This is a genomic window from Roseburia sp., assembly GCF_041325975.1.
GTDB classification, from domain to species: domain Bacteria; phylum Bacillota; class Clostridia; order Lachnospirales; family Lachnospiraceae; genus Roseburia; species Roseburia rectibacter.
Window position 1 is genome coordinate 605,347 of the sequence record NZ_JBGLEJ010000005.1, and the last position, 24,764, is coordinate 630,110.

Sequence of the window (24,764 nt, forward strand, 5' to 3'; positions counted from 1 at the left end):
AAAAAGGATGAATAGTAGTAATGATAGCTTGGCAATGCAGCGTATTACCAAGTTAGTCGATGAGAACAGTTTCATGGAAATCGGTTCTCTCGTAACCGCAAGAAATACAGACTTTAATCTTGCAGACACAGATACACCGTCCGATGGTGTAATTACCGGACACGGTCTGGTAGATGGTAATCTGGTATTTGTATACAGCCAGAATGCAGCCGTATTAAACGGTACTATCGGAGAGATGCATGCAAAGAAGATTGCAGCCGTATATGATATGGCAATGAAAATGGGAGCACCGGTGATCGGATTTATCGATTGCGCCGGAATGCGTTTACAGGAATCTGTTGATGCATTAAACGGATTTGGTGAGATCTACGCAAAGGAGGTCGCAGCATCCGGCGTTGTTCCACAGATTTCCGCTATTTTCGGAAGCTGTGGCGGTGGACTTGCAGTAGTACCTGCATTATCTGATTTTGCATTTATGGAGAGCAAAGGAAAAATGTTCATCAACTCCCCGAATGCGATCGATGGCAACCGTATTGAAAAATGCGATACATCCTCAGCAGAGTTCCAGAGTGAGAAGAATGGCTGCATCGATGCAGTTGGAACAGAGGATGAGATCATTGCACAGATTCGTGAGTTAGTAAGCATTCTTCCTTTAAATAACGAGGGAGATGTGTATACATCTGAATGTGAGGATGATTTAAACCGTGCATGTGAGAACATGGCAGCTATGAAAGGTGATCCGAGATATTTACTCAGCGAGATCTCTGACGGACATGTTTTCTTTGAGACAAAGAAAAACTACGCAAAAGACATGGTAACCGGATTTATCCAGTTAAACGGAATGACAGTCGGCGCAGTTGCAAACTGTTCAGAAGTTTATGATGAAGAAGGCAAAAAAGCAGAAGAGTTCTCCGGAGCTTTAACAGCAAGAGGATGCAACAAGGCAGCAGAGTTCGTTAATTTCTGTGATGCATTTGAGATCCCTGTATTGTCTTTAACAAATGTAAAAGGATATGCAGCTACTGTATGTGCAGAAAAAGGACTTGCAAAAGCACTTGCACGTATGACTATGGCGTTTGCTGATGCAACCTGCCCGAAAGTTAACGTAATTACCGGAAATGCAATCGGAAGTGCTTATGTGACAATGAACTCCAAAGCAATCGGAGCAGATTTTACATATGCATGGACAGATGCAAAGATCGGTATGATGGATGGAGATCTTGCAGCTAAGATCATGTACGCAGATGCATCTGCAGACGAACTTGCAGCAAAAGCAAAAGAATATGATGCATTACAGTCTAGTGTCATGACTGCAGCAAGACGCGGTTATGTAGATCTTATTTTAGATCCGACAGACACCAGAAAGTACCTTGTAGATGCATTTGAATTATTATATACAAAATGTGCAGGTGTACCGGACAAGAAACATGGAACAAAATAGAAAGGTGAAGTTATGAAGAAAAAATTATCTCTTATGCTTTGTCTTTGCTTTATGGTTCTGGCAATGACAGCATGTGGAACGGATCCTAAGAGCGTTGATTATTTTGGTATGAGCTATTCTGATATTCAGGATAACATGGAGCAGACAGTATCTGCGCTTGTTTCATTTTCAGATGAAGATATACAAAGCGGTGCAGAATATTATGATTCCAACGGAATGGCTGCGTTTGCCCATTTACTGACATCCTGGGGTGAAACAGTTCCGGATTTAGGTTCATATCAGGGACTTGGAGAGCTTACTGTGACGAAAGCACAGAAAACCGTGACTGCAGATCAGGTTTTACATTTCTCAGACAGAGATGTAGTTGTTTCATATGTATATGAATATAATTACGAAACAGAATCACCGGAACTTACAGATGCCAGTGCAGATCTTGTGTATTCACTTGGTGAGAAAATGGAAAAAGCCGGCATGAATACATTGATGGGAATGGGAACCGTATTCGTAGTTCTTATCCTGATCAGTCTGATCATCAGCTGCTTTAAAGTAATTCCGTATTTACAGAACAAAAAAGCAAATGCTGGTGCAAAGAAAGAAGTGGCAGATCCTGTAGTAGACCAGATCGAACAGCGTGAGGAAGCAGCTTCTCTTACCGACGATTTAGAACTGGTTGCAGTTATTTCTGCAGCGATCGCAGCGGCAGAAGGAACGTCAGCAGATGGATTCGTAGTACGTTCTATTCATAGAAGATAGACGAAAAAAGACAAGTTATAAAATAGTATGTCGTTAAAAAAGTAATGATCACAGGAGGATGATTCAATGAAAAGCTATACAATTACCGTAAATGGAAATGTTTATGATGTTACTGTAGAAGAAAATGGTGCAGTAAGCGCACCGGCAGCAGCACCGAGACGTGCAGCAGCTCCGGCACCGGCAGCAGCTCCGAAGGCAGCAGCTCCGGCAGGTGGCGCAGGCAATGTTAAGATCGAAGCAGGTGCAGCAGGAAAAGTATTTAAGATCGAGTCTTCTGTAGGCGCATCTGTAAAGAAAGGTGACACAATCTTAGTTCTTGAAATCATGAAAATGGAGACACCGGTTGTTGCTACCGAAGATGGTACTGTAGCAAGCATCAACGTAAGCGTTGGTGATATGGTAGAAGCAGGTGCATTACTGGCAACTTTAAACAACTAATTTTAGGAGGATAACAATGAGTTATTTTACTGAGACAATGGGCAACCTCCTTCATCAGACTGCCTTTTTCAACCTGACATGGGGAAATTTCGTAATGATCTTTGTTGCATGTATTTTCCTGTATCTGGCTATTGCAAAAGGGTTTGAACCGTTGTTACTCGTTCCAATCGCATTTGGTATGCTTCTGGTAAATATTTATCCGGATATCTTTGCAACTCCGGAACAGATGAGTAACGGTGTCGGTGGTTTATTCCATTATTTTTATACCTTAGATGAATGGTCAATCCTGCCATCCCTTATTTTCCTTGGCGTTGGTGCGATGACCGATTTTGGACCTCTGATCGCAAACCCGATCAGCTTCCTTTTAGGAGCAGCAGCACAGTTTGGTATTTTCGGCGCATATTTCCTTGCAATCCTGATGGGATTCAATGATAAAGCAGCAGCAGCCGTTTCTATCATCGGTGGTGCAGATGGTCCTACTTCCATTTTCCTTGCAGGAAAACTTGGACAGTCCGGTCTTATGGGTCCGATCGCTGTAGCAGCATACTCTTACATGGCATTGGTGCCGATCATTCAGCCACCAATCATGAAGTTATTTACAACGAAAAAGGAACGTGCCATTAAGATGCAGAACTTACGTCCGGTATCCAAACTTGAGAAAATCTTATTCCCGATCGTGGTAACCGTTGTCGTATGTCTGATCCTTCCGACCACAGCTCCACTTGTTGGTATGTTAATGCTCGGTAACCTGTTCCGTGAGTGTGGTGTAGTTCGTCAGTTATCGGAGACAGCATCTAACGCATTAATGTACATCGTTGTTATTTTACTTGGTACATCTGTTGGTGCATCAACAAGTGCTGAGGCATTCTTAAATGCAACAACCTTAAAGATCGTTGCACTTGGACTCATCGCATTTATGTTTGGTACAGCAGCCGGAGTATTGTTCGGTAAATTACTTTGCTTCATTACAAAAGGCAAGATCAACCCGCTCATCGGTTCTGCTGGTGTATCTGCAGTTCCTATGGCTGCACGTGTATCACAGAAAGTTGGTGCAGAGGAAGATCCTACGAACTTTTTACTTATGCATGCAATGGGACCAAACGTTGCCGGTGTTATCGGTACAGCAGTAGCAGCCGGTGTATTCATGGCAATCTTTGGAATTTAATCAGACAGCGGAACAAAAACAGATTCGCTGTATAAGGAGGAAAAAATGGCTGAAGTTGTTAAAAAACCTTTAAAAATAACAGAGACAGTACTGCGTGATGCTCATCAGTCTCTGATCGCAACAAGAATGACAACAGAGCAGATGCTTCCAATCGTAGATAAAATGGACAAGGTTGGATTCTACGCTGTTGAGTGCTGGGGAGGCGCTACTTTCGACGCATCCCTTCGTTTCTTAAAAGAAGATCCATGGGATCGTCTTCGTAAATTAAGAGACGGATTCAAAAATACAAAATTACAGATGTTATTCCGTGGACAGAATATCTTAGGATACCGTCCGTATGCAGACGACGTGGTAGAGTATTTCGTACAGAAATCTATCGCAAACGGTATTGATATCATCCGTATTTTTGACTGTCTGAATGATCTTCGTAACCTTCAGACAGCAGTAAGCGCATGTAACAAAGAAAAAGGACATGCACAGGTTGCTTTATCTTACACACTTGGTGATGCTTATACCTTAGATTACTGGACTGATATGGCAAAAAGAGTAGAGGATATGGGAGCTGATTCTGTATGTATCAAAGATATGGCAGGACTTTTAGTTCCTCAGAAAGCAGACGAACTGGTTCGTGCGATCAAAGATGTGATCGATATCCCATTGGAGTTACATACACACTATACATCCGGTGTTGCTTCCATGACATACATGAAAGCAGTTGAGGCAGGATGCGATATCATTGATACAGCAATGTCTCCATTTGCACTTGGAACATCCCAGCCGGCTACTGAAGTTATGGTAGAGGCATTTAAGGGTACAGAGTTTGATACCGGTTTAGACCAGAACAAACTGGCTGAGATCGCAGATTACTTCCGTCCGATGAGAGAGGAAGCATTAGAGAGCGGTCTGATGAACCCGAAAGTATTAGGTGTAAACATCAAGACTTTATTATATCAGGTACCGGGTGGTATGTTATCCAACCTGATCTCCCAGTTAAAAGAGCAGGGCAAAGAAGACAAATACGAGGAAGTACTTGCAGAAGTACCACGTGTTCGTAAAGATCTCGGTGAGCCACCGCTTGTTACACCTTCTTCACAGATCGTTGGTACACAGGCTGTATTTAACGTATTAATGGGTGAGCGTTACAAAGTAGCTACCAAAGAGACAAAAGACGTTCTTCTCGGAAAATATGGTCAGACTGTAAAACCGTTCAATCCGGAAGTTGTCGATAAAGTATTAGGTGATGAGAAGAAGAATGCGATCACATGCCGACCGGCAGATCTGTTAGAGCCAGAACTTGACAAGATTGAAGCTGAGATGAAACAGTGGAAACAGCAGGATGAGGATGTATTATCCTACGCATTATTCCCACAGGTTGCAACTGAGTTCTTCAAATACCGTGAGGCACAGCAGAAAAAAGTAGATGCAACAATCGCAGATACAAAGAATGGTGCATATCCGGTATAATCAGAAATAATATTGACAAAAGATGTCATAACAGTATCTTAAGATACTGTTATGACATTTTTTTGTTTTGCAGAATGAACAATGTGAAATATTGCTTTTTGTATAAAAAAGAATTAGAATCATCCTATAAATTTTAAAGGATATGAAAAAATGAATGATTTTGAACGAAAGACTTTGCCAAAAAGTGGCATAGATACGGAAAACTGGTTTATAGAGAGTTATCAGAGACATAAAGGACATCCGATACAGATCCTGATAGCACTTTATAAAGGAAATTATCATAAATTTGTTATGGCTGTGATCTGTTTTTTTATAAAACATGCCTGCGTGTGGGTTCTTCCGATCATAACTGCAAATATTATCAATGATGTCACGACTGCAAATCCGGATACAGTCAGAAATATCTGGTTTAGTGTAATTCTTGAAACTGGTCTGATCGCACTGAATATTCCGATGAATTATCTTTATACATCTTATAAAAGTCTTGCAACGCGTTATGTGGAAACAGGACTCCGGAAAGCATTGATCCGGAAATTGCAACAGTTGTCAATTGCTTATCATGTGGAGACGCAGTCCGGCAGACTGCAGTCGAAGATCATGCGTGATGTGGAGGCTGTTGAAACACTTTCTACACAGATGTTCTTAAGTATTTTAAATATTGCGTTAAATATCGGGGTCGCACTGGTCGTTACAGCGTCGAAAAGCAGGATTGTGTTTGTCTTTTTCCTGCTGACTACTCCGGTTGCTGCAATTACCATGGTTTCGTTTCGTTCTGTCATGAAAAAACGTAATACGGAATTTCGAAAAGAAATGGAAGAAACGTCCGCTCGTGTGATGGAAATGGTGGAACTTGTTCCGGTGACAAGAGCGCATGCCTTAGAGGATGAAGAAGTACACAAAATGAGTGGACAGCTTTTTGCAGTTGCCGAAAAAGGATATAAACTGGATCTTGTACAGGCATTGTTTGGCTCGGTTGGATGGGCTGTATTTCAGGTGTTTCAGGTCGTTTGTCTTGCATTTACCGGCTATCTTGCGCTGCGCGGACGTATCATGGCGGGAGATATTACTCTTTATCAGAGCTATTTTGCAACAGTTGTCAATCAGGTGTCTGCAATCGTGACGCTTCTCCCGACAATCGCAAAGGGAATTGAATCTGTTAATTCCATTGGTGAAGTGCTACTTTCAGAGGATGTGGAACAGAATGAAGGCAAAAAACAGTTGGAGGATGTAACTGGAACTTTTGATTTCTGCGATGTTTCTTTTCATTATAAGAACAGTGATAAACCGGTGCTGAACCATTTTAATCTTCATATAAAACAGGGAGAGACAATCGCATTAGTCGGGGAGTCCGGTGCGGGAAAATCAACCATTTTGAATCTTGTGATCGGATTTCATCTTGCGGATGGGGGAAAAGTTCTTTTAGATGGTAATGATATGAAAGAAATAGATCTGCGTACATACAGAAAGCATCTGGCTGTTGTACCGCAGACATCCATTTTGTTTTCCGGAACTATCCGTGAAAATATTACATATGGGAACGAACATGTTACGGATGAAGAATTAGAACGTGTCATCCGGGCAGCAAATCTTACAGATCTGATGGAAAGTCTTCCACATGGTGTTGATACTGTAGTTGGAGAACATGGAGGAAAACTTTCAGGAGGACAAAGGCAGCGTATAGCAATTGCAAGAGCACTGATCCGTGACCCTGAAGTAATCGTTCTCGACGAAGCTACGTCTGCTTTGGACAGTATTTCTGAGAAACTGATACAGGAAGCACTTGGAAATCTTACAAAAGGACGGACAACATTTATAGTTGCACATCGTCTGTCGACGATCCGGGATGCGGATAAAATAGCGGTTCTTGCAGATGGACATTGTGTGGAATATGGTACATTTGAGGAGCTGATGGAACAAAAAGGTGAATTTTACAAAATGAAAATGATTCAAAGCTGACAAAAAGAAAAAGTTTTGGTATAATAGAAATGTTGGTGTGCAAAGACATATCACAAATTGCAGACAATGTCATAATCATGACAGGAACGAGGGGTTATGGGCAGTAAAAATGATTTGAGTAATCGGATCAACGAGTCATACAGTAAATTGAGCAAGGGACAGAAACTGCTTGCCACTTATATTACGGATAACTATGATAAAGCAGTATTTTTGACAGCAGCAAAATTAGGTGAGGTAGTCGGAGTCAGTGAATCCACGGTAGTACGCTTTGCCATGCACCTTGGTTATCGGGGATATCCTGAATTTCAGAGTGCCTTAGAGGAACTGGTGCGTAATAAATTAAATTCTATCCAGCGTATGGAAGTTACCTATGGCAGGATCAGCCAGTCAAAAATATTAGAATCTGTTTTAAAGTCAGATGCGGAAAAGATTAACAGTACACTGGAAAAAATAGACCAGACAGCATTTGAAATGGCGGTGGATACCATTTTACATGCAAAACACATTTATATAATAGGAATCAGAAGCTGTGCACCGCTTGCGTCATTTATGGCATTTTATTTTACTCTGATGTTTGAAAACGTACATCTGATACAGACAAGCAGTTCTAGTGAGATCTTTGAACAGATGGTACGTATCGGAAAAGAAGATGTGATCATTGGTATCAGTTTTCCAAGATATTCCATGCGTACACTAAAAGCAATGGAGTTTGCGAACAACCGCAGTGCGAAAGTTATTACATTAACAGACAGTGTACATTCGCCAATGAATTTATATTCTTCCTGCAACCTGATCGCGGACAGTGACATGGCTTCTATTGTCGATTCACTGGTTGCACCACTCAGTGTGATCAATGCCCTGATCGTTGCTCTTTGTATGAAAAAGCAGAGGGATGTGGCAAAGACGTTAGAAATGTTAGAAGGAATCTGGGATGAATATCAGGTTTATGAAAATGATGAGATCAATGCGATTGATGATTCGATAAAAATGCGATATGCTAAAATAGGAGACAGCGATTTTCATGAATAAAATCATTGTAATAGGTGGAGGACCGGCTGGAATGTTTGCTGCGATCGCTGCAGCAGAAGCGGGAAGTCAGGTTACACTGCTTGAGAAAAATGAAAAATTAGGAAAGAAACTATATATCACCGGGAAAGGACGCTGCAACATCACCAATGCAGGAGATATGGATAATCTCTTTGCTAATATCATGACCAATGCAAAGTTCTTGTACAGTGCGTTTTATTCTTATGATAATCAGAGAGTAATTGATTTTTTTGAAAGAAACGGACTTCGGACGAAAATAGAACGTGGAAACAGAGTGTTCCCTGTTTCAGATCATTCTTCAGATGTGATCGCCACATTACAAAAAGTGCTGAAAGAGAAAAAAGTAAAGATAATGCTGCATACACAGGTGCAGAGCCTGTTAGAGGAACTGTCTGTGGATGATATGTCCCAGAATGTTGTCACCGGGGTGAAGTTAGAAGACGGCACTACAATGCAGGCAGATGCGGTGATCGTTGCAACAGGCGGATTTTCCTATCAGACAACCGGATCTACCGGGGATGGTTACCGCTTTGCAAAGGAGATGGGGCATACGGTAACGGATATCCATCCGTCGCTTGTTCCCTTTCTTGCAAAAGAGGGATATGTGCAGCAGATGCAGGGACTGGCTTTAAAAAATGTAGAAGTGCGTATTTTAAATGGAAAGAAATTGTTATATCAGGAGTTCGGCGAGATGTTGTTTACGCATTTTGGCGTCAGCGGACCATTGCTTTTGTCGGCAAGTGCGGCGATAAAACCGTCTCTTACGGCAGGAGAACTTTCCATGTTTATAGATCTAAAGCCGGCACTTAGCGAAGAACAGTTAGACCATCGCCTGCTGAGGGAGTTTGATGAGGCAAAAAATAAACAGTTTAAAAACTCGATTGGAGGACTTTTCCCGGCAAAAATGATCCCGGTAATGCTTGAACTTAGCGGAATCGATCCGGAGAAGAAAGTCAATGAGATTACAAAAGAAGAGCGCAGATGTTTTATCGGACTGATCAAGGCATTTCCTGTTACACTTTGCGGACTGCGCGATTTTAATGAGGCAATTATCACAAAGGGTGGCGTAAAGGTCAAGGAAGTGAATCCGTCCACGATGGAATCAAAACTGGTACCGCATTTATATTTCTGTGGAGAAGTGTTAGACCTTGATGCGATGACAGGTGGTTATAATTTACAGATTGCCTGGTCGACTGGATATCTTGCGGGGGTATCTGCTGCGCAGACAGAAAAATAAGGCATTTAAAAATTATGCTTTTGCAAGATGCAAAAAGCATATCTGGTTAAGATAGAAGGAGAAATAAAAAATGAGTATGAATATTGCAATTGACGGACCGGCAGGGGCAGGAAAAAGCACGATCGCAAAGCGCCTGGCAAAAAAACTTGGTTTTATCTACGTGGATACGGGAGCAATGTACCGCGCAATGGCGTATTATTTTTTACAGCATGATATTGATGCAAAAGATGAGAGTGCAATTGCGGCTGCCTGTCCGGATGTAGATGTTACGATTACCTATGAAAACGGCGAACAGCAGGTACTTTTAAACGGAGAGAATGTAAATGGTGTGATCCGTAATGAGGAAGTTGGAAATATGGCATCATCCACAAGTGTTTATCCGGTAGTCCGCGAAAAGTTAGTTGAGCTGCAGCGTCAGCTTGCAAAGTCAGCAGATGTGATTATGGATGGAAGGGACATCGGAACATGTGTGCTTCCGGATGCCCAGGTGAAAATTTATCTGACAGCAAGTTCGGCAACACGTGCGAAACGTCGTTTCGATGAATTGACGGAAAAAGGTGTAAGCTGTGATCTTGCGGAAATTGAGAAAGATATCATCGACCGCGATTACCGCGATATGCACCGCGAAACATCACCGCTCTGTCAGGCAGAGGATGCTGTTTTAGTTGACAGCTCGGAAATGAATATTGATGAAGTGGTAGATGCCATTTATCAGGTTTATCTGAAGGCAGAAAAGGAAGTATAAAAAGGAAATCTGAAAATATGAAAGTAACATTGGCAAAAAGTGCGGGTTTTTGTTTTGGCGTGAAGCGTGCAGTCGATACCGTATATGAGCAGTTAGAAAAGAGTATCAACAAAAATCAGCCGATCTATACGTTTGGCCCGATCATTCACAACGAAGAAGTGGTGCATGACCTGGAAGAAAAAGGAGTGACTGTTTTAGAGAGCGTTGAAGAACTTGAAGAGAGGGCACCGCAGGGTGGAACAGTTATCATTCGTGCACATGGAGTGGAAAAGGGAATATCCGGGAAAATAAAAGAATTGGGTTATACACTTGTGGATGCAACCTGTCCGTTTGTGTTAAAGATACACCGCCTTGTGGAAAAATACAGTACCGATGGAGCACAGATTGTAATTATTGGAAATGAAAAACATCCTGAGGTGAAAGGAATCAAAAGCTGGTCGCTTGATCCGCATACGGCTGTGATCTCAACCCCGGAAGAAGCAGAAAAATATCAGGCAGAATCTGGGAAAAAGGTATGTATTGTAGCACAAACGACATTTAATTACAATAAATTTCAAGAATTAGTTGAAATTATAAATAAAAAAGGTTATGATATAATTGTTTTAAATACAATCTGCAATGCCACCGAGGAAAGACAGACTGAGGCAGCAAAGATTGCCCGTGATGTGGACGCCATGATTGTCATAGGGGGCAGAAATAGTTCCAATACGCAGAAGTTGTTTGAAATATGTAAAAACGAATGCAACAATACTTACTATATACAAACTGTAAAAGATTTGGATGTCACATGTTTTGAGTCCATCGATAACGTAGGTATTACCGCAGGGGCTTCTACCCCAAACAAAATTATTGAGGAGGTTCAAAAGAATGTCAGAAATGAGCTTTGAACAAATGCTGGAGGAATCATTTAAAACAATAAGAAATGGAGAGGTAGTTGAAGGTACCGTTATCGATGTAAAACCTGATGAGATCGTATTAAATATCGGCTACAAATCAGACGGAATCATTACTCGTAATGAATATACGAATGAAGCTAACGTTGATTTAACAACACTGGTATCTGTCGGCGACACCATGGAAGCAAAGGTTCTTAAGGTAAACGACGGTGAGGGACAGGTATTACTCACATACAAACGTCTTGCAGCAGAAAAAGGCAGCAAGAGATTAGAAGAGGCTTTTGAAAACAAAGAAGTATTAACAGCAAAAGTAGCACAGGTATTAGATGGTGGTCTTTGCGTTATCGTGGATGAGACAAGAGTATTTATCCCGGCAAGCCTTGTATCTGATACTTACGAGAAAGATTTATCCAAGTACAAAGATCAGGATATCGAATTTGTAATCAGTGAGTTTAATCCAAAACGCAGAAGAATCATCGGTGACAGAAAACAGCTTTTAGTTGCTAAGAAATTAGAGCAGCAGAAAGAACTTTTTGCAAAGATCAAAGTCGGTGATGTTATGGAAGGAACTGTTAAAAATGTAACAGACTTCGGTGCATTTATTGATCTTGGCGGAGCTGACGGTCTGCTTCACATCTCTGAGATGTCCTGGGGCAGAGTAGAAAGTCCTAAGAAAGTATTTAATGTTGGTGATCATGTACGTGTATTCATCAAAGACATTAATGAGACAAAGATTGCACTCAGCATGAAATTCCCGGCAGAGAATCCATGGAATGGTGCTGCAGAGAAATATGCGGTTGGAAACGTTGTAAAAGGAAAAGTGGCAAGAATGACAGACTTTGGTGCATTCGTAGAGCTTGCTCCGGGTGTTGACGCATTACTGCATGTTTCCCAGATTGCAAAAGAGCATATTGAGAAACCATCTGATGTATTAAAAGTAGGTCAGGAGATTGAAGCTAAGATCGTTGATTTCAACGAGGACGAGAAGAAGATCAGTCTTTCCATCAAAGCATTACTTGCTCCTGAGACAAATGAGTCAGAAGATGCTGATGTTGCAGATGTCGATATCGATGCAGTTGCAGCAGAAGAGAACTAAATTCCGTATACAGTAATATGGATAAAAATAGGCTTTCACAGAATGTGTAAAGCCTATTTTTGATATGGCATGAAAGTAAATCTGTTTTTACAGAACTTTTGTGCAAAAGGAAACAGGAGGAAAGTAGATTATGCTTGAAACCGATAATTATGAAAAGTTTAAAAAAGATATTTTACAGCTTGCAGGAATCGATCTGAATTCTTACAAGGAAAAACAGATGCGTCGTCGTATTAATACGCTGATCACCAAGAACAATGTCAAGACATACAATGATTATGTAGCCCTGATTAAGAAAGATAAAGAGAAATTTGATCAGTTTATCAATTTCCTGACGATCAATGTTTCTGAGTTTTATCGTAATCCGGATCAGTGGAAGATATTAGAGGGAGAGGTATTTCCGGCACTGATTAAAAAATTTGGTAAAAACCTGAAAATCTGGAGTGCAGCCTGTTCGACAGGAGATGAGCCATATTCACTTGTCATGGCTCTTTCAAGACAGGTGCCGCTTACTAATATTAAGATCATTGCGACAGATATTGACAATCAGGTGCTCGATACAGCAAGAATGGGGCTGTACAATGAAAAGAGTATCGCTTCCGTACCAGATGACCTTAAGAAAAAATATTTCACAAAAGTTGGTTCTTCCTATCAGATTTCAGATGAGATCAAAAAAAGAGTGGAATTTAAGAAACATGATCTGCTAAAAGATCCTTATCCAAGTGGCTGCAATCTGATCGTTTGCCGTAATGTGGTTATTTATTTTACAGAAGAGGCAAAAGATGTGATCTATCAGAAATTCCATAAAGCTCTCCAGCCTGGTGGCGTGCTTTTTATTGGAAGCACAGAGCAGATCATGAATTACAGAGAACTTGGATTTGACAGACATACATCGTTTTTCTTTGAAAAACAGTAAATATGTGCTTGATAAAAACAGCTTATTGAGAATGATAGGCTGTTTTTTTGGAGGTTGAAAATGAAAAAAATATATAAAAGAATTTTGTCGCTTGGGCTGGCTGTAGGTGTGATATTCAGCTTACAGGAAGGCGTACACATTTGTGCGCAGGAAAATATACAGGCAACGGAGAGCATTTTTGCAGATTACAATGATGGTAATAAGGGAAAAACGGATACTGAGGATCAGATAACCGAGACAGAAGCAGAAGAAAACACGGAACGGACAACTGAGGAGACAGAAAACAGGAAAAATACGGAGTGGGCAACTAGGGAAACAGAAACCGGGAAAAACACGGAGCAGACAACTGAGGAGACAGAAACCGGAAAAAACACGGAGCAGGCAACTGAGACAGAAACCGGGGAAATCATGGATGATGACGATACAGAAGAAGCGGAAGAAAGTGTCTGGATAATGTATAACAATACAGAAGAACCAGAAGAGTCAGAGGGGCAGGAAGAGCCAGAACTGGATGAAGGATTTCATCAGGACGGAAGTATAGCAATCAATGAGACGAATTTTCCGGATAATGAATTTCGCAAAAAAATCAAGAAATATGACACCAATAAAGATGGTCTCTTGGCAGATTCCGAAAACAGGAAGATTACAAAGTTGGAATTTGAGAAAAAAATACAAACGGAGGGAATAGAATATTTACGGTATCTGAAAAAAATTGTTTTGACAGATGGTATCTGCAGTGTTATGAATAGCAGTTCGTTGGAAGAGATAGAGATATCGGATGCTTATAAAGTCGATCATTTGAGAGTTGCGTCGTTTTCTGGATGTACCGCATTAAAAAGCCTTTCTATAGATGCGGGTATAGATTTGGATGCAGGAATTGATTTTACAGGATGCCAAAAATTAGAAACACTGACAATAAAAGAATATATGGGAGCTGCATTAGATCTGAGTCCTTGTATTGCATTGAAAGAGCTTGATATCGAAGACTTGTATGGGAATGATATAAGTTCATCCGTGAAATTGGATTTGAGCAGTCAACAGAATCTTTTGGAACTTACATTTCATGCAGAGAAATTGAGCGATGATTTTGTACTTCCAAAATCAGTTCAGAAAGCTGAAATTGGTAAGATATCTTCCGGTAAATTAGATTTAAGCGGATATACAAATTTAAAAGAACTTACAGTGGCAGGTTCTCTGGAAAATTTACAATTAAAGGGATGTACACAGCTTGAGAACCTGGATGTCAATCAAACACGCTTGAAAACTCTGAATCTGGCAGGGTGTTCCGGATTGCCAGAACTTGAGACTTTATGTCAGTATGATCTGAAAAATGCGGATTTTTCCGGCTGTGCAGGATTAAAAAAACTAAACATTGACGGTGGCAATTTAAAACAGCTTAATTTACAAGGGTGCAGCAGTTTAAAAGAATTAAAACTGAATGCCGGTAAACTGACGGACTTGAAATTACCGGAAAAAATACAGGAGATAAATTTTGGCGATATTGGTTTAACTAATCTCGATTTAAGCAGCTGTAAGCAGATAAAGTATGTATCTTTTAGGGAAAAAGCACCTAAACTTAAAAAAATTACGTGTGTGAATACATCATTAGTTATGATAGACATTAATAGCAAACTTGATAAACTTAAGGAACTGGATCTGAGTAACAATAAAGAATTAAAAGAAATCGCGTTGGGCTATTATGGTTTGGGATATTACTCTGATGCCACTGCACCTAATATTGAAAAAATCGATGCAAGCAGCTGTAAAAATCTGAAAACTTTTATATGCCATAAGGTACCGAAATTAAAAACCGTTAACCTGACGGGATGTTCAAATTTGACAGAGCTTGATGTTGCATATACAGGGGTTGGAAGTATAGATATATCAAAATTTAAAAAATTAGTTACCTATCGCTGTGCAGGAAATAATCTGACAAAACTGGATGTGACAAAAAATAAAAAGTTAGATACACTAGATTGTCAGAAAAACAGACTGAAATATCTGGATTTGAGAAAATCTACAAGGCTGACTAATATAGAGCTGAACGATAATGAACTTACCAGTTTTGATATCAGTAATATACCAGGGTTGGGATGGTATAAATTTGATAATCAGTATTATACTGTTGCAAAAGGGAAAAAGATCGATCTGGCGAAATTGCCGGGATTTAATATGGCAAAGATCGGTAAAGTGACTGGAGGAACCAGAAGTGATGGTGGCTATGGCTCGGTAATTACACTGACCGACACAAAAACAAATATCGTTACTTATGAATATGATGTCCAGACTGGCTGGTATCAGACATTTCATATTAAATTTGAGAATCCGAACAATCTGGTCAGCATCAAAAAGGCAAAATGTACACTCAAAAAAAATACTTATATATATGACGGAAAAGCAAAGAAACCTTCTGTAACTGTTACCTTAAAAGGAAAAAAGTTAAAACAAGGCACTGATTATACTGTGAAGTATAAAAATAATAAAAAAAGTGGCATTGCAACAGTGCTGATTAGTGGAAAAGGTGCGTATATTGGAACAGTCACAAAAACATTTAAAATATTGCCGAAACAAACATCTTTTATTAAAAAGATCAGCGGAAATACCGGAGAGATAGATTTATCCTGGAAAAAAGCAGATAGCGCTACCGGATATGAGATACGTTATAGTACTGATTCAAAAATGAAGAAAAATGTACAGAAAAAAGTGATTACCCAAAATAAGACTATAACATTAAAAATAAAGAAATTGAAAAATAATGCGGTATATTATGTGCAGATACGAACATATAAGCTGGCAGATGGTAAAAAGATTTATAGTGCATGGAGCAAGACTGACCAGATCAAATTATAAAAATGATAGATGATGTGTCCTGTAAGCAAACTTGCTGTCATGAAAAAATGTGTGAACTTCCGATAGTAAAAATAATTTAGCGGGTTCACACATTTTTTATTAGATTCACATCTTTTTTTTACAGATAAACTGCAGTACATGCAGACAATATTCTCTTTGCATTTCTTTGGAAACAGCAAAATCTTCTGTAAGTTCAAAGTAGCTTTTCTTATCTTTAAACATATGCCGGAATGCCGGTTTTACGATTTCCTGATACTGGGGAAGAAAAATGGCATTCCTTTTTTCATAACAGGTTCCTGCGGTAGCCTTTTTCCTGCGTTCTTTTGGAATCGATGCAGCAAGGCTTGAAGGGATAGCGAGATCCTCCTCGGGCAGATACCAGTAGTTTTTATAATCAGAAAGAAAATATTTAAGCTCTCCTGTATATAAGCGGACACAGAGTGTTGTCTGGTCTGTATCGACCACTAGATGGAAATCCTCATAATGACAGGAAACACGTTTAGGAACCGAAAAATCGTTTTGCAGAGAAAAGAGAAGCTCCCTGCATGGTCTGCCGTCATAAGAGACATATTCATTTGCATTGATGGATGTTACGGTAAATGCCCCGTCAAACAGTTTTACGTAGGACAGGACAGAGAGAAGTTTTGGCATATCGATAACATCCTCATAATTGTGCTGTTTTAAAAGAGAGATAAGTTTCTCATCGGGATTTTTCTGATATTCTTGATATACTTTGATCAGTTCGCCGCCGTTATACATATCTTGGCGGTTTAAACCGATGAATTGTTCCACTGTTTTCTGCTTGAGATCAGGCAGGGCAAAAAGAAAACGGAAGCCGGAGATCATTTTATAAATATCAACATATTCATAGGAAGAAAATGGTGCGGAAATTTTGTATTTCTGGCATTTGTTTGTCAGATAAGGAATATCAAAACCGATTCCGTTAAATGTGATGATCGTATCAAAATTTTTCAGATAATCTAAAAATGCATGCAGCACATCCGATTCATCTGCTGGAGTTTCTGCAAAAAACTGATCGACAATCAGCAGATTTTTCTTCCGCGCAGCACAGCCGATCAGATAGAGTGATGTGCGGGCAGCTGAAAACCCGGTTGTCTCTATATCAAAAAAAAGAGATTTTTCTGTAAATATCTGTTCTGTCAGCGAATCGTTTAATGTAAAAGGCATTTCTTCGTGCCAATGTTTCATAAAAGTCTCCATTCCTGCGCTTTTTCTGCGCATGTGTATTCCCTATATGTACTGCCATTTATGGCAGGTAAATTCATTGGATTACTGCAATTTTATCATATATATAAGGAAAATGGAATTACTCTTAATTGGTGGAATTATCTCAATAATTGTGAAAATTTTGTCAAAAGGTACTAAAAAAAATACAAGGAACAGATGTAATATGTATCATTTTGTGGTATAATCTATAGGATAAATGTTCTATGAGCTATATCATAGAATAGAATACAATTAAGAGAAAGTGGGGCACGAAAAATGGGTTTAAAGACATTTAAAGGCGGCGTCCATCCTTACGAAGGCAAGGAATTAGCAAAGGATGCGCCAATTGTGGAAGTTTTACCCAAGGGCGACCTGGTGTATCCGTTATCACAGCATATCGGAGCACCTGCAAGTCCGATAGTGGCGAAAGGCGACAGAGTATTAAAGGGACAGAAAATCGCAGAAGCGGGCGGTTTTGTATCGTCTCCAATTTATGCATCTGTTTCCGGTACTGTAAAAGCTATTGAACCGCGTCGTGTGGCAGTTGGCGATATGGTCAATTCCATCGTGATCGAAAACGACGGAGCGTTCGAAGAGGTTTCTTATACACCGTGTGAAGATGTAACTGCTTTATCAAAAGAAGAGATCATTGGTAAAGTAAAAGAAGCCGGTGTTGTCGGCATGGGTGGTGCAGGTTTCCCGACTCATGTAAAATTATCACCGAAAGAACCGGAGAAAATTGAGTACATTATTGCAAACTGTGCAGAGTGTGAACCGTATCTGACGGCAGATTACCGGAGAATGTTAGAAAATCCGGAAGAACTGATCGGTGGTATGAAGATCATCCTTCAGATTTTTGACAAAGCAAAAGGTGTATTCGGTATTGAGAATAACAAACCGGATTGTATCGAAAAACTGCAGGAACTTGTAAAAGATGAGCCGCGTATCGAGGTTTGTCCGTTAGAGACAAAGTATCCGCAGGGTGGTGAGCGTCAGCTGATTTACGCGGTAACAGGACGTTCTATCAATTCTAAAATGCTTCCGGCAGATGCTGGCTGTATCGTAGACAATGTTGAGACGATCATTGCAATTTACAATGCTGTCAAACTTGGCAAACCGGTAACAAACCGTATCTCTACGATCACTGGTGATGCGATCGAGCATCCTGGCAACTTTTTATATAACATCGGTACGAGTTATCAGGAACTCGTTGATGCGGCTGGTGGATTTAAAGTACAGCCTGAAAAGATCATTTCCGGTGGCCCGATGATGGGATTTGCAATGTTTGGATTAGACGTTCCAACTACAAAGACATCATCTTCCCTGTTATGTATGTCACAGGATGAGGTTGCAGCAGCAGAGAAATTACAGACAGCATGTATCAACTGCGGACGTTGTGTGGAGGCATGCCCGGAGCAGTTGATCCCGTCAAGACTTGCAAAGTTCTCAGATAAGGGACTTTCCGAAGAATTTGAAAAATGGCATGGATTAGAGTGTGTGGAGTGCGGCAGCTGCAGTTTTGCATGCCCGGCGAAGAGACAGCTTGCACAGTCCATTAAGACCATGAAGAAACAGGTTCTTGCTGCAAAACGCAACAAGAAATAATGAAAGCATGATTCGCAGAGATTTTCGGAAAATGTGTTTTCACAATATTAAATAAAATTTTAAAACTGAAGAAAGAGGTGGATTCCTGTGAGTGATTTATATCATGTTTCATCATCACCACATGTGCGTTCCAAAGATACAACGGAAAGAATCATGCTTTATGTAATTATTGCATTGCTTCCGACAACTTTATTTGGTATCTATAACTTTGGATACAGAGCACTGATTTTAATTTTAGTAACAATCGCATCCTGTGTTGCATCAGAGTGGATCTTTAACAAGATCGTACATAAAAAACAGACGATCAATGATCTGAGTGCTGTTGTGACAGGATTACTTTTAGCATTGAACCTCCCGGCTACACTTCCATGGTGGGAAGCAGTTCTTGGCGGTGTGTTTGCAATTATTGTTGTAAAATGTATGTTCGGCGGCCTCGGACAGAACTTCATGAACCCTGCACTGGGTGCAAGATGTTTCCTTCTGATCGCATTTGCAGCAAACATGACAAACTTTACGATTGATTCTTATACCGGAGCAACACCGCTTGCGGCAATGAGAAACGGGGATGCAGTAAATACCATGGATATGCTGATCGGACGTACTGCCGGAACAATCGGTGAGACTTCTGCAATCGCTATTCTGATCGGTGCGATCTTCCTGATTTTAATGGGAGTGATCGATCTTAGAATCCCGGCAAGCTATATTATAACATTTGTTGTTTTCATGCTTCTTTTCAGCGGACATGGTGCTGACTGGACTTATATTACAGCACAGCTCTGCGGTGGTGGTCTCATGCTTGGTGCATTTTTTATGGCTACTGATTATGTTACTTCACCGATCACGCCAATGGGACAGATCATCTTTGGTATCTGCTGTGGTATCTTTACCGGACTGTTCCGTTGCTTTGGTGCAAATGCAGAAGGTGTTTCTTTTGCAATCATCTTAAGCAATATCTTAGTTCCGATGATCGAGAAATATACAGTTCCGAGAGCATTTGGCATGGTAAAAGAAGCCAAAAAGCAGGAAGGAGGCAAATAAGATGAATAAGAAGATCGTTCATGACGCATTAATTTTATTTGCTTTTACAATCGTACTTGGACTTTTACTTGGAGTTGTGTACGGTGTTACAAAACCTTCAATTGACAAGGTAAATGAAGAAAAAACACAGAATGCCTACAAACAGGTATTTACAGATGCAGATCATTTTACAGATTATGCGGATTTTGATGCAGACGCAGCACAGACTCTGTTAGATGAAAACGGATATTCCGATGAGATTGAGACAGTAGTTGCAGCACAGGATGCATCCGAAAATACACTTGGTTATGTATTTACGGTAACCGCAAAGGACGGAAGCCAGGGATCTATCACATTCTCCGTAGGTATCCAGAATGATGGAACTGTAAATGGTTATTCCATCACATCTATTTCTGAGACACCTGGTCTTGGTATGAAGGCGCAGGAAGAAGATTTCTACGGTCAGTTTGAAAACAAAAAAGTAGATTCCTTTACCGTTGTTAAGTCAGCTCCGTCAGCCGACAACGAGATCGAAGCAATTTCAGGTTCTACCATTACATCAAAAGCTATGGCTAACGGTGTAAATGCCTGCCTGACATACTTCCAGAATGTTTTAGCGGGAGGTACAAATTAATGAACAAGAATGTAGAACGTTTATATAACGGTATTATCAAGGAGAATCCTACCTTCGTTCTGATGCTTGGTATGTGTCCGACATTGGCGGTTACTTCCTCAGCAGTCAACGGACTTGGTATGGGACTTTCCACAACAGTGGTACTTATTTTATCCAATATGCTGATTTCAGCATTCCGTAAAGTGATCCCGGATGGTGTCCGTATGCCGGCATTCATCGTAATCGTTGCATCACTTGTTACCATGGTTCAGTTTATCATGCAGGCATATACACCAAGCCTTTCCGAGTCTTTAGGTGTATATATTCCTCTTATCGTAGTAAACTGTATCATCCTTGGACGTGCAGAAAGCTATGCTTCTAAGAACCCGGTAATCCCGTCTATGTTTGATGGTATTGGTATGGGACTTGGATTTACATTTGGTCTTACCTGCATCGGTTTGATCCGTGAACTTTTAGGAGCAGGTCAGATCTTCGGATTCCAGATCTTATCCTTAAAATGGTTTACACCGATCACAATTTTCGTTATGGCTCCTGGTGCATTCTTAGTATTGTCCTGTCTGGTTGCTATTATGAACATTGTAAGAGCGAAGATGGAAGCAAAAGGAAAACCGTTAGCAGAGCCTGCAGGATGCTTGAGCGGCGACTGCTCCGGCTGCAGCCAGGCTGCACACTGCAGCGGTAAAGCAACTGTAAAAGCAGATGCTGCCGGAAAAGAAGAGTAGGAGGATAGGTACAGATGAAAGAATTACTTTTGATTGCAATCGGTTCTGCAATTGTAAATAACGTTGTATTAAGTCAGTTCCTTGGTATCTGTCCGTTCTTAGGAGTTTCCAAGAAAACAGAGACAGCAGCCGGAATGGGCGGTGCAGTTGTGTTCGTTATCACGATTTCCTCGTTTGTAACAGCACTGATCTATAAATTTATTCTTGCAAACAGCTATCTGATGAGCAAGGGGATCGATCTTACTTATTTACAGACGATCGTATTTATTCTTGTTATCGCAGCATTAGTACAGTTTGTTGAGATGTTCTTAAAGAAATCAATGCCGGCATTGTATCAGAGTTTAGGTGTATACCTTCCTCTTATCACTACAAACTGTGCCGTATTAGGTGTTGCATTAACAAACGTTACAAAAGAATATGGAATCTTAGAGAGTGTTGTAAATGGTTTTGCAACTGCATTCGGATTCCTGATCGCGATCGTTCTGATGGCAGGTCTGCGTGAAAAAATTGAATACAATGATATTCCAAAACCATTTCAGGGTACTGCGATCGTTCTGATCACAGCAGCTTTGATGTCTATCGCGTTTATGGGATTCTCAGGAATGATTTAGGAGGAAAAATAAGATGAACGTTACAGCAATATTAGTTGCAGCCCTTGTTGTGGGCGGCGTAGGTATCTTGATTGGATTTTTCCTTGGTATTTCCGGAGAAAAATTCAAAGTAGAAGTTGATGAGAAGGAAGTTGCCATCTTAGGCGAACTTCCTGGAAATAACTGCGGTGGCTGTGGTTATGCCGGATGTTCCGGACTTGCTGCAGCGATCGCAAAAGGTGAAGCACCGGTAAATCAGTGTCCGGTCGGTGGTGCACCGGTTGCGGCAAAGATCGGTGCGATCATGGGTGTAGATGCTGGCGAGGGTGAGAAAAAAGTTGCTTTCGTAAAATGTGCAGGTACCTGTGATAAGACACAGAAAGACTATGAGTACACCGGTAATGAGGACTGTGCATCTATGGCATTTGTTCCAAACGGTGGACCCAAAGCATGTAACTATGGCTGCTTGGGATATGGTTCCTGTGTGAAAGCATGTCCATTTGATGCGATCCATATCGTAGACGGCATTGCATTAGTTGACAAAGAGGCATGTAAGGCTTGTGGTAAATGTGTAGCTGCCTGCCCGAAACACTTAATCGAGCTTGTTCCTTACTCTGCAAAACATATTGTACAGTGTAGTTCTAAGGAAGTCGGCAAGAATGTAATGAAAGCATGTTCCGTTGGATGTATCGGATGTCATCTCTGTGAGAAGAACTGTCCGAAAGATGCTGTACATGTCATTGACAATGTGGCATATATTGATCAGGAAAAATGTGTCGGATGTGGTATCTGTGCACAGAAATGTCCGAAGAAGATTATTCTTTAATTTAATTTAAGTACAATTAGAAGAACAAAAGAACAGGCTGCTCAAAGCGGTCTGTTCTTTTGTATATTATTTTATAAACATTCAAAAAAAATAAGTGATAAAAAATTGTTATTAACACAAAAATATGATAAAATATCACTATAACAATATATTTTTTATGAAAATTATACAAAGTGGGTGGACAAAATGGAACTTATTTACGCAAATGATAATTGTACCGGATGCAACAAATGTGTAAGAGATTGTCCGGTGCTGATCGTCAATGTTGCAACAGATGCAGGAAAGGTAACAGTTGACTCTGAAAAATGTATTGCATGTGGGGCATGTTTTGATGCATGTGAGCATAATGCCAGAGAATATCAGGATGACACAAAATCATTTTTTACAGCATTAGAAGCAGGAAAAAAGATTTCTGTTATTTTAGCTCCTGCATTTTTGGCAAATTATCCGCATGAGTATAAAAAGGTACTTGGATATCTGAAGGAAAAAGGTGTAAATCATATTTACAGTGTTTCTTTCGGTGCAGATATCACGACATGGGGATATTTAAAATATATTACAGAACATCAGTTCCTGGGTGGCATTTCCCAGCCATGTCCGGCAGTTGTCAATTATGTGGAAAAATATATTCCGGAATTACTGCCGAAAATGATGCCGATTCATAGTCCGATGATGTGTATGGCAATTTACATAAAAAAATATTTAAAATGTGATGATGAACTTGCATTTATCAGTCCTTGTATCGCAAAGAAGACAGAGATTACAGATCCAAATTGCTATGGCTATGTAAAATATAATGTGACATTTAAAAAGCTTTTTGAAACGATTGGAAATAAATATCAGGGCTGTAAGGAATATGAGGACGAACTGGAATATGGGATGGGTGCGCTTTATCCGATGCCGGGTGGACTCAGAGAGAATGTAGAGCATTTTCTTGGAAAAGAACAGGTGGTAAGACAGGTAGAGGGCGAAGAGGAGGCTTATCGCTACCTGCATGAGTACTTAGAACGTATCAGAACAAACAGGAGACAGCCATTTATGGTCGATATTTTAAACTGTTCGAAAGGATGCATCTACGGAACAGCTACAGAACCGGAACGCAATACGGATGATGTTATGCTGACGTTAAGTGATATGCGAAACAGAGCTTCCGACAGGACAGAAACGAAAAAGGGACTGTTTTGGAAAAAAGGAAAGAATGGTTCTCCATGGGATGACTCCGTGCCGGAAAATGAACGCCTCGCAAATCTGATGAAAGCATTTGCAGATCTGGATATCAATGATTTCGTGCGTAAATATACAAATAAGAATGTTGTTATTAAAGAGCCTTCCGAGCATGAAATTCAGGAGATCTTTACATCCATGAATAAGACGGATGCAGCCAGCCAAAAAATTAACTGTGAGTCCTGTGGCTATTCATCCTGCCGCAATATGGCAAAGGCAATCTATAATCATGTGAATGTAAAAGAAAACTGTGTACATTATGTTAAGAGTGTTGCAGAAAATGAAAAAGAAAAGATCCAGAATCTTATGGAGGAGGAACAGCAAAAACAAGAGATTCATAATCAGAAACTTGCCGGCATTACAGAACAGTTTGTATCTTTGAGCGATAATATTGATCAGCTGGGTGCTGCCAATGAGACGTCAGCAAACGAGGCGACAACTCTTGCACAGCATATACAGGAAATTTCCAATTTCTGTCAGCAGTTAAACAGCTCTTTGGCAACGATATCTGATTTTATTAATATTTATAAGGCTAGTAATGAGGATATTTCCTCGATCGCAGGACAGACAAATCTTCTTTCACTGAATGCTTCCATAGAGGCGGCACGGGCAGGAGAAGCGGGACGCGGATTTGCAGTAGTTGCAAGCGAAATACGTGAATTGTCTGATTCGACAAAAAATCTGATCGTTGAAAATGATGCGAAAGCAGAAGAGATCATTCCTAAGATTAATGCAAGCATTGATTCGATCAAAGATCTGATTGAGAATATTAATGAAATGAACGAGAAAGTAGCAACGATTGCTGCAACATCGGAGGAGATTTCGTCACAGACATCCTGCGTGCAGAGTATGGCAGATGAACTTCGCGATGCAGTAGAAAATATATAGAAATGACAGTTTTGTAAAGCAGACAGATGG

General features: G+C 40.3%; 21 protein-coding genes. 20 read left to right on the top strand and 1 reads right to left on the bottom strand.

Annotation, left to right across the window (positions count from 1 at the left end):
• Positions 1–7: 7 nt before the first annotated feature.
• The 13 genes from ACDD58_RS14235 (at position 8) to ACDD58_RS14295 (ending at position 16,001) form a co-directional block, all read left to right on the top strand.
• Positions 8–1,441, top strand: a complete 1,434-nt coding sequence (locus ACDD58_RS14235) for an acyl-CoA carboxylase subunit beta (protein WP_186898824.1) — start codon at positions 8–10, stop codon at positions 1,439–1,441.
• A gap of 12 nt (positions 1,442–1,453) precedes the next feature.
• Entirely contained in the window at positions 1,454–2,194 is a 741-nt protein-coding gene (locus tag ACDD58_RS14240; RefSeq protein ID WP_186898823.1) for an OadG family transporter subunit, read from the top strand.
• A 66-nt stretch (positions 2,195–2,260) separates the two neighbouring features.
• Positions 2,261–2,632 (top strand): biotin/lipoyl-containing protein, encoded by a 372-nt coding sequence (locus tag ACDD58_RS14245; protein ID WP_006858048.1) that lies wholly within the window; start codon positions 2,261–2,263, stop codon positions 2,630–2,632.
• Positions 2,633–2,648: 16 nt separating this feature from the next.
• Positions 2,649–3,797 (top strand): sodium ion-translocating decarboxylase subunit beta, encoded by a 1,149-nt coding sequence (locus ACDD58_RS14250; RefSeq protein WP_186898822.1) that lies wholly within the window; start codon positions 2,649–2,651, stop codon positions 3,795–3,797.
• 45 nt (positions 3,798–3,842) lie between these two features.
• The gene (locus ACDD58_RS14255) at positions 3,843–5,261 is read left to right on the top strand and encodes an oxaloacetate decarboxylase subunit alpha (RefSeq protein ID WP_117920916.1); all 1,419 of its coding nucleotides are present in this window, start codon (positions 3,843–3,845) and stop codon (positions 5,259–5,261) included.
• 150 nt (positions 5,262–5,411) lie between these two features.
• Positions 5,412–7,217: an ABC transporter ATP-binding protein gene (locus ACDD58_RS14260; RefSeq protein WP_117920915.1), complete on the top strand. Its 1,806-nt coding sequence runs from the start codon at positions 5,412–5,414 to the stop codon at positions 7,215–7,217.
• Between the two features lie 96 nt (positions 7,218–7,313).
• Positions 7,314–8,246, top strand: a complete 933-nt coding sequence (locus ACDD58_RS14265; RefSeq protein ID WP_118208892.1) for a MurR/RpiR family transcriptional regulator — start codon at positions 7,314–7,316, stop codon at positions 8,244–8,246.
• The gene (locus ACDD58_RS14270) at positions 8,239–9,501 is read left to right on the top strand and encodes an NAD(P)/FAD-dependent oxidoreductase (protein ID WP_370778085.1); all 1,263 of its coding nucleotides are present in this window, start codon (positions 8,239–8,241) and stop codon (positions 9,499–9,501) included. Before ACDD58_RS14265 ends, ACDD58_RS14270 begins: the two co-directional genes overlap by 8 nt.
• A 70-nt stretch (positions 9,502–9,571) precedes the next feature.
• Positions 9,572–10,246 carry a (d)CMP kinase gene (gene cmk, locus ACDD58_RS14275; protein WP_117920912.1) on the top strand — a complete coding sequence of 225 codons (675 nt, stop codon included), beginning with the start codon at positions 9,572–9,574 and terminating at the stop codon, positions 10,244–10,246.
• Between the two features lie 17 nt (positions 10,247–10,263).
• Positions 10,264–11,133, top strand: coding sequence for a 4-hydroxy-3-methylbut-2-enyl diphosphate reductase (gene ispH / locus ACDD58_RS14280; RefSeq protein WP_118208890.1), 870 nt, complete (start codon positions 10,264–10,266; stop codon positions 11,131–11,133).
• Positions 11,114–12,238: a 30S ribosomal protein S1 gene (rpsA, locus tag ACDD58_RS14285; protein WP_117920910.1), complete on the top strand. Its 1,125-nt coding sequence runs from the start codon at positions 11,114–11,116 to the stop codon at positions 12,236–12,238. The genes ispH and rpsA overlap by 20 nt, the downstream gene beginning before the upstream one ends.
• Before the next feature lie 130 nt (positions 12,239–12,368).
• A complete protein-coding gene (locus ACDD58_RS14290) occupies positions 12,369–13,151 on the top strand; it encodes a protein-glutamate O-methyltransferase CheR (RefSeq protein ID WP_117920909.1) in 783 nt (260 codons plus the stop codon).
• Positions 13,152–13,211: 60 nt separating this feature from the next.
• A complete protein-coding gene (locus tag ACDD58_RS14295; RefSeq protein WP_370778089.1) occupies positions 13,212–16,001 on the top strand; it encodes a leucine-rich repeat protein in 2,790 nt (929 codons plus the stop codon).
• Between the two features lie 105 nt (positions 16,002–16,106).
• Here the strand turns inward: ACDD58_RS14295 and ACDD58_RS14300 are convergent, their stop codons facing one another.
• Complete coding sequence (locus ACDD58_RS14300) at positions 16,107–17,210, bottom strand: ribonuclease H-like domain-containing protein (protein WP_370778091.1); 1,104 nt, start codon at positions 17,208–17,210, stop codon at positions 16,107–16,109.
• A 294-nt stretch (positions 17,211–17,504) separates the two neighbouring features.
• Between ACDD58_RS14300 and rsxC the strand changes: the two genes are divergently transcribed.
• From rsxC to ACDD58_RS14335, 7 genes are all read left to right on the top strand, one after another.
• A complete protein-coding gene (rsxC, locus tag ACDD58_RS14305) occupies positions 17,505–18,833 on the top strand; it encodes an electron transport complex subunit RsxC (RefSeq protein ID WP_370778093.1) in 1,329 nt (442 codons plus the stop codon).
• Between the two features lie 87 nt (positions 18,834–18,920).
• Entirely contained in the window at positions 18,921–19,871 is a 951-nt protein-coding gene (locus tag ACDD58_RS14310) for an RnfABCDGE type electron transport complex subunit D (RefSeq protein WP_117920907.1), read from the top strand.
• Position 19,872: 1 nt separating this feature from the next.
• A complete protein-coding gene (locus ACDD58_RS14315) occupies positions 19,873–20,484 on the top strand; it encodes an RnfABCDGE type electron transport complex subunit G (RefSeq protein ID WP_370778095.1) in 612 nt (203 codons plus the stop codon).
• Positions 20,484–21,206 (top strand): electron transport complex subunit RsxE, encoded by a 723-nt coding sequence (rsxE, locus tag ACDD58_RS14320; protein WP_117920906.1) that lies wholly within the window; start codon positions 20,484–20,486, stop codon positions 21,204–21,206. Before ACDD58_RS14315 ends, rsxE begins: the two co-directional genes overlap by 1 nt.
• Before the next feature lie 14 nt (positions 21,207–21,220).
• Positions 21,221–21,817: an electron transport complex protein RnfA gene (locus ACDD58_RS14325; protein ID WP_006858034.1), complete on the top strand. Its 597-nt coding sequence runs from the start codon at positions 21,221–21,223 to the stop codon at positions 21,815–21,817.
• 13 nt (positions 21,818–21,830) lie between these two features.
• Positions 21,831–22,622 carry an RnfABCDGE type electron transport complex subunit B gene (locus ACDD58_RS14330; RefSeq protein ID WP_370778097.1) on the top strand — a complete coding sequence of 264 codons (792 nt, stop codon included), beginning with the start codon at positions 21,831–21,833 and terminating at the stop codon, positions 22,620–22,622.
• Between the two features lie 186 nt (positions 22,623–22,808).
• Positions 22,809–24,734, top strand: coding sequence for a [Fe-Fe] hydrogenase large subunit C-terminal domain-containing protein (locus ACDD58_RS14335; protein ID WP_370778099.1), 1,926 nt, complete (start codon positions 22,809–22,811; stop codon positions 24,732–24,734).
• Positions 24,735–24,764 lie beyond the last annotated feature (30 nt).

What these genes read in the sequence shown, in the direction of transcription:
- ACDD58_RS14295 (WP_370778089.1), top strand. Translation starts at nt 13,212, where the DNA reads ATGAAAAAAATATATAAAAGAATTTTGTCGCTTGGGCTGGCTGTAGGT.
- rsxC (WP_370778093.1), top strand. Translation starts at nt 17,505, where the DNA reads ATGGGTTTAAAGACATTTAAAGGCGGCGTCCATCCTTACGAAGGCAAG.
- ACDD58_RS14270 (WP_370778085.1), top strand. Translation starts at nt 8,239, where the DNA reads ATGAATAAAATCATTGTAATAGGTGGAGGACCGGCTGGAATGTTTGCT.
- ACDD58_RS14235 (WP_186898824.1), top strand. Translation starts at nt 8, where the DNA reads ATGAATAGTAGTAATGATAGCTTGGCAATGCAGCGTATTACCAAGTTA.
- ACDD58_RS14250 (WP_186898822.1), top strand. Translation starts at nt 2,649, where the DNA reads ATGAGTTATTTTACTGAGACAATGGGCAACCTCCTTCATCAGACTGCC.
- ACDD58_RS14290 (WP_117920909.1), top strand. Translation starts at nt 12,369, where the DNA reads ATGCTTGAAACCGATAATTATGAAAAGTTTAAAAAAGATATTTTACAG.
- ACDD58_RS14325 (WP_006858034.1), top strand. Translation starts at nt 21,221, where the DNA reads ATGAAAGAATTACTTTTGATTGCAATCGGTTCTGCAATTGTAAATAAC.
- ACDD58_RS14240 (WP_186898823.1), top strand. Translation starts at nt 1,454, where the DNA reads ATGAAGAAAAAATTATCTCTTATGCTTTGTCTTTGCTTTATGGTTCTG.
- rsxE (WP_117920906.1), top strand. Translation starts at nt 20,484, where the DNA reads ATGAACAAGAATGTAGAACGTTTATATAACGGTATTATCAAGGAGAAT.
- ACDD58_RS14335 (WP_370778099.1), top strand. Translation starts at nt 22,809, where the DNA reads ATGGAACTTATTTACGCAAATGATAATTGTACCGGATGCAACAAATGT.
- ispH (WP_118208890.1), top strand. Translation starts at nt 10,264, where the DNA reads ATGAAAGTAACATTGGCAAAAAGTGCGGGTTTTTGTTTTGGCGTGAAG.
- ACDD58_RS14245 (WP_006858048.1), top strand. Translation starts at nt 2,261, where the DNA reads ATGAAAAGCTATACAATTACCGTAAATGGAAATGTTTATGATGTTACT.
- cmk (WP_117920912.1), top strand. Translation starts at nt 9,572, where the DNA reads ATGAGTATGAATATTGCAATTGACGGACCGGCAGGGGCAGGAAAAAGC.
- rpsA (WP_117920910.1), top strand. Translation starts at nt 11,114, where the DNA reads ATGTCAGAAATGAGCTTTGAACAAATGCTGGAGGAATCATTTAAAACA.
- ACDD58_RS14315 (WP_370778095.1), top strand. Translation starts at nt 19,873, where the DNA reads ATGAATAAGAAGATCGTTCATGACGCATTAATTTTATTTGCTTTTACA.
- ACDD58_RS14330 (WP_370778097.1), top strand. Translation starts at nt 21,831, where the DNA reads ATGAACGTTACAGCAATATTAGTTGCAGCCCTTGTTGTGGGCGGCGTA.
- ACDD58_RS14255 (WP_117920916.1), top strand. Translation starts at nt 3,843, where the DNA reads ATGGCTGAAGTTGTTAAAAAACCTTTAAAAATAACAGAGACAGTACTG.
- ACDD58_RS14260 (WP_117920915.1), top strand. Translation starts at nt 5,412, where the DNA reads ATGAATGATTTTGAACGAAAGACTTTGCCAAAAAGTGGCATAGATACG.
- ACDD58_RS14300 (WP_370778091.1), bottom strand. Translation starts at nt 17,210, where the DNA reads ATGAAACATTGGCACGAAGAAATGCCTTTTACATTAAACGATTCGCTG.
- ACDD58_RS14265 (WP_118208892.1), top strand. Translation starts at nt 7,314, where the DNA reads ATGGGCAGTAAAAATGATTTGAGTAATCGGATCAACGAGTCATACAGT.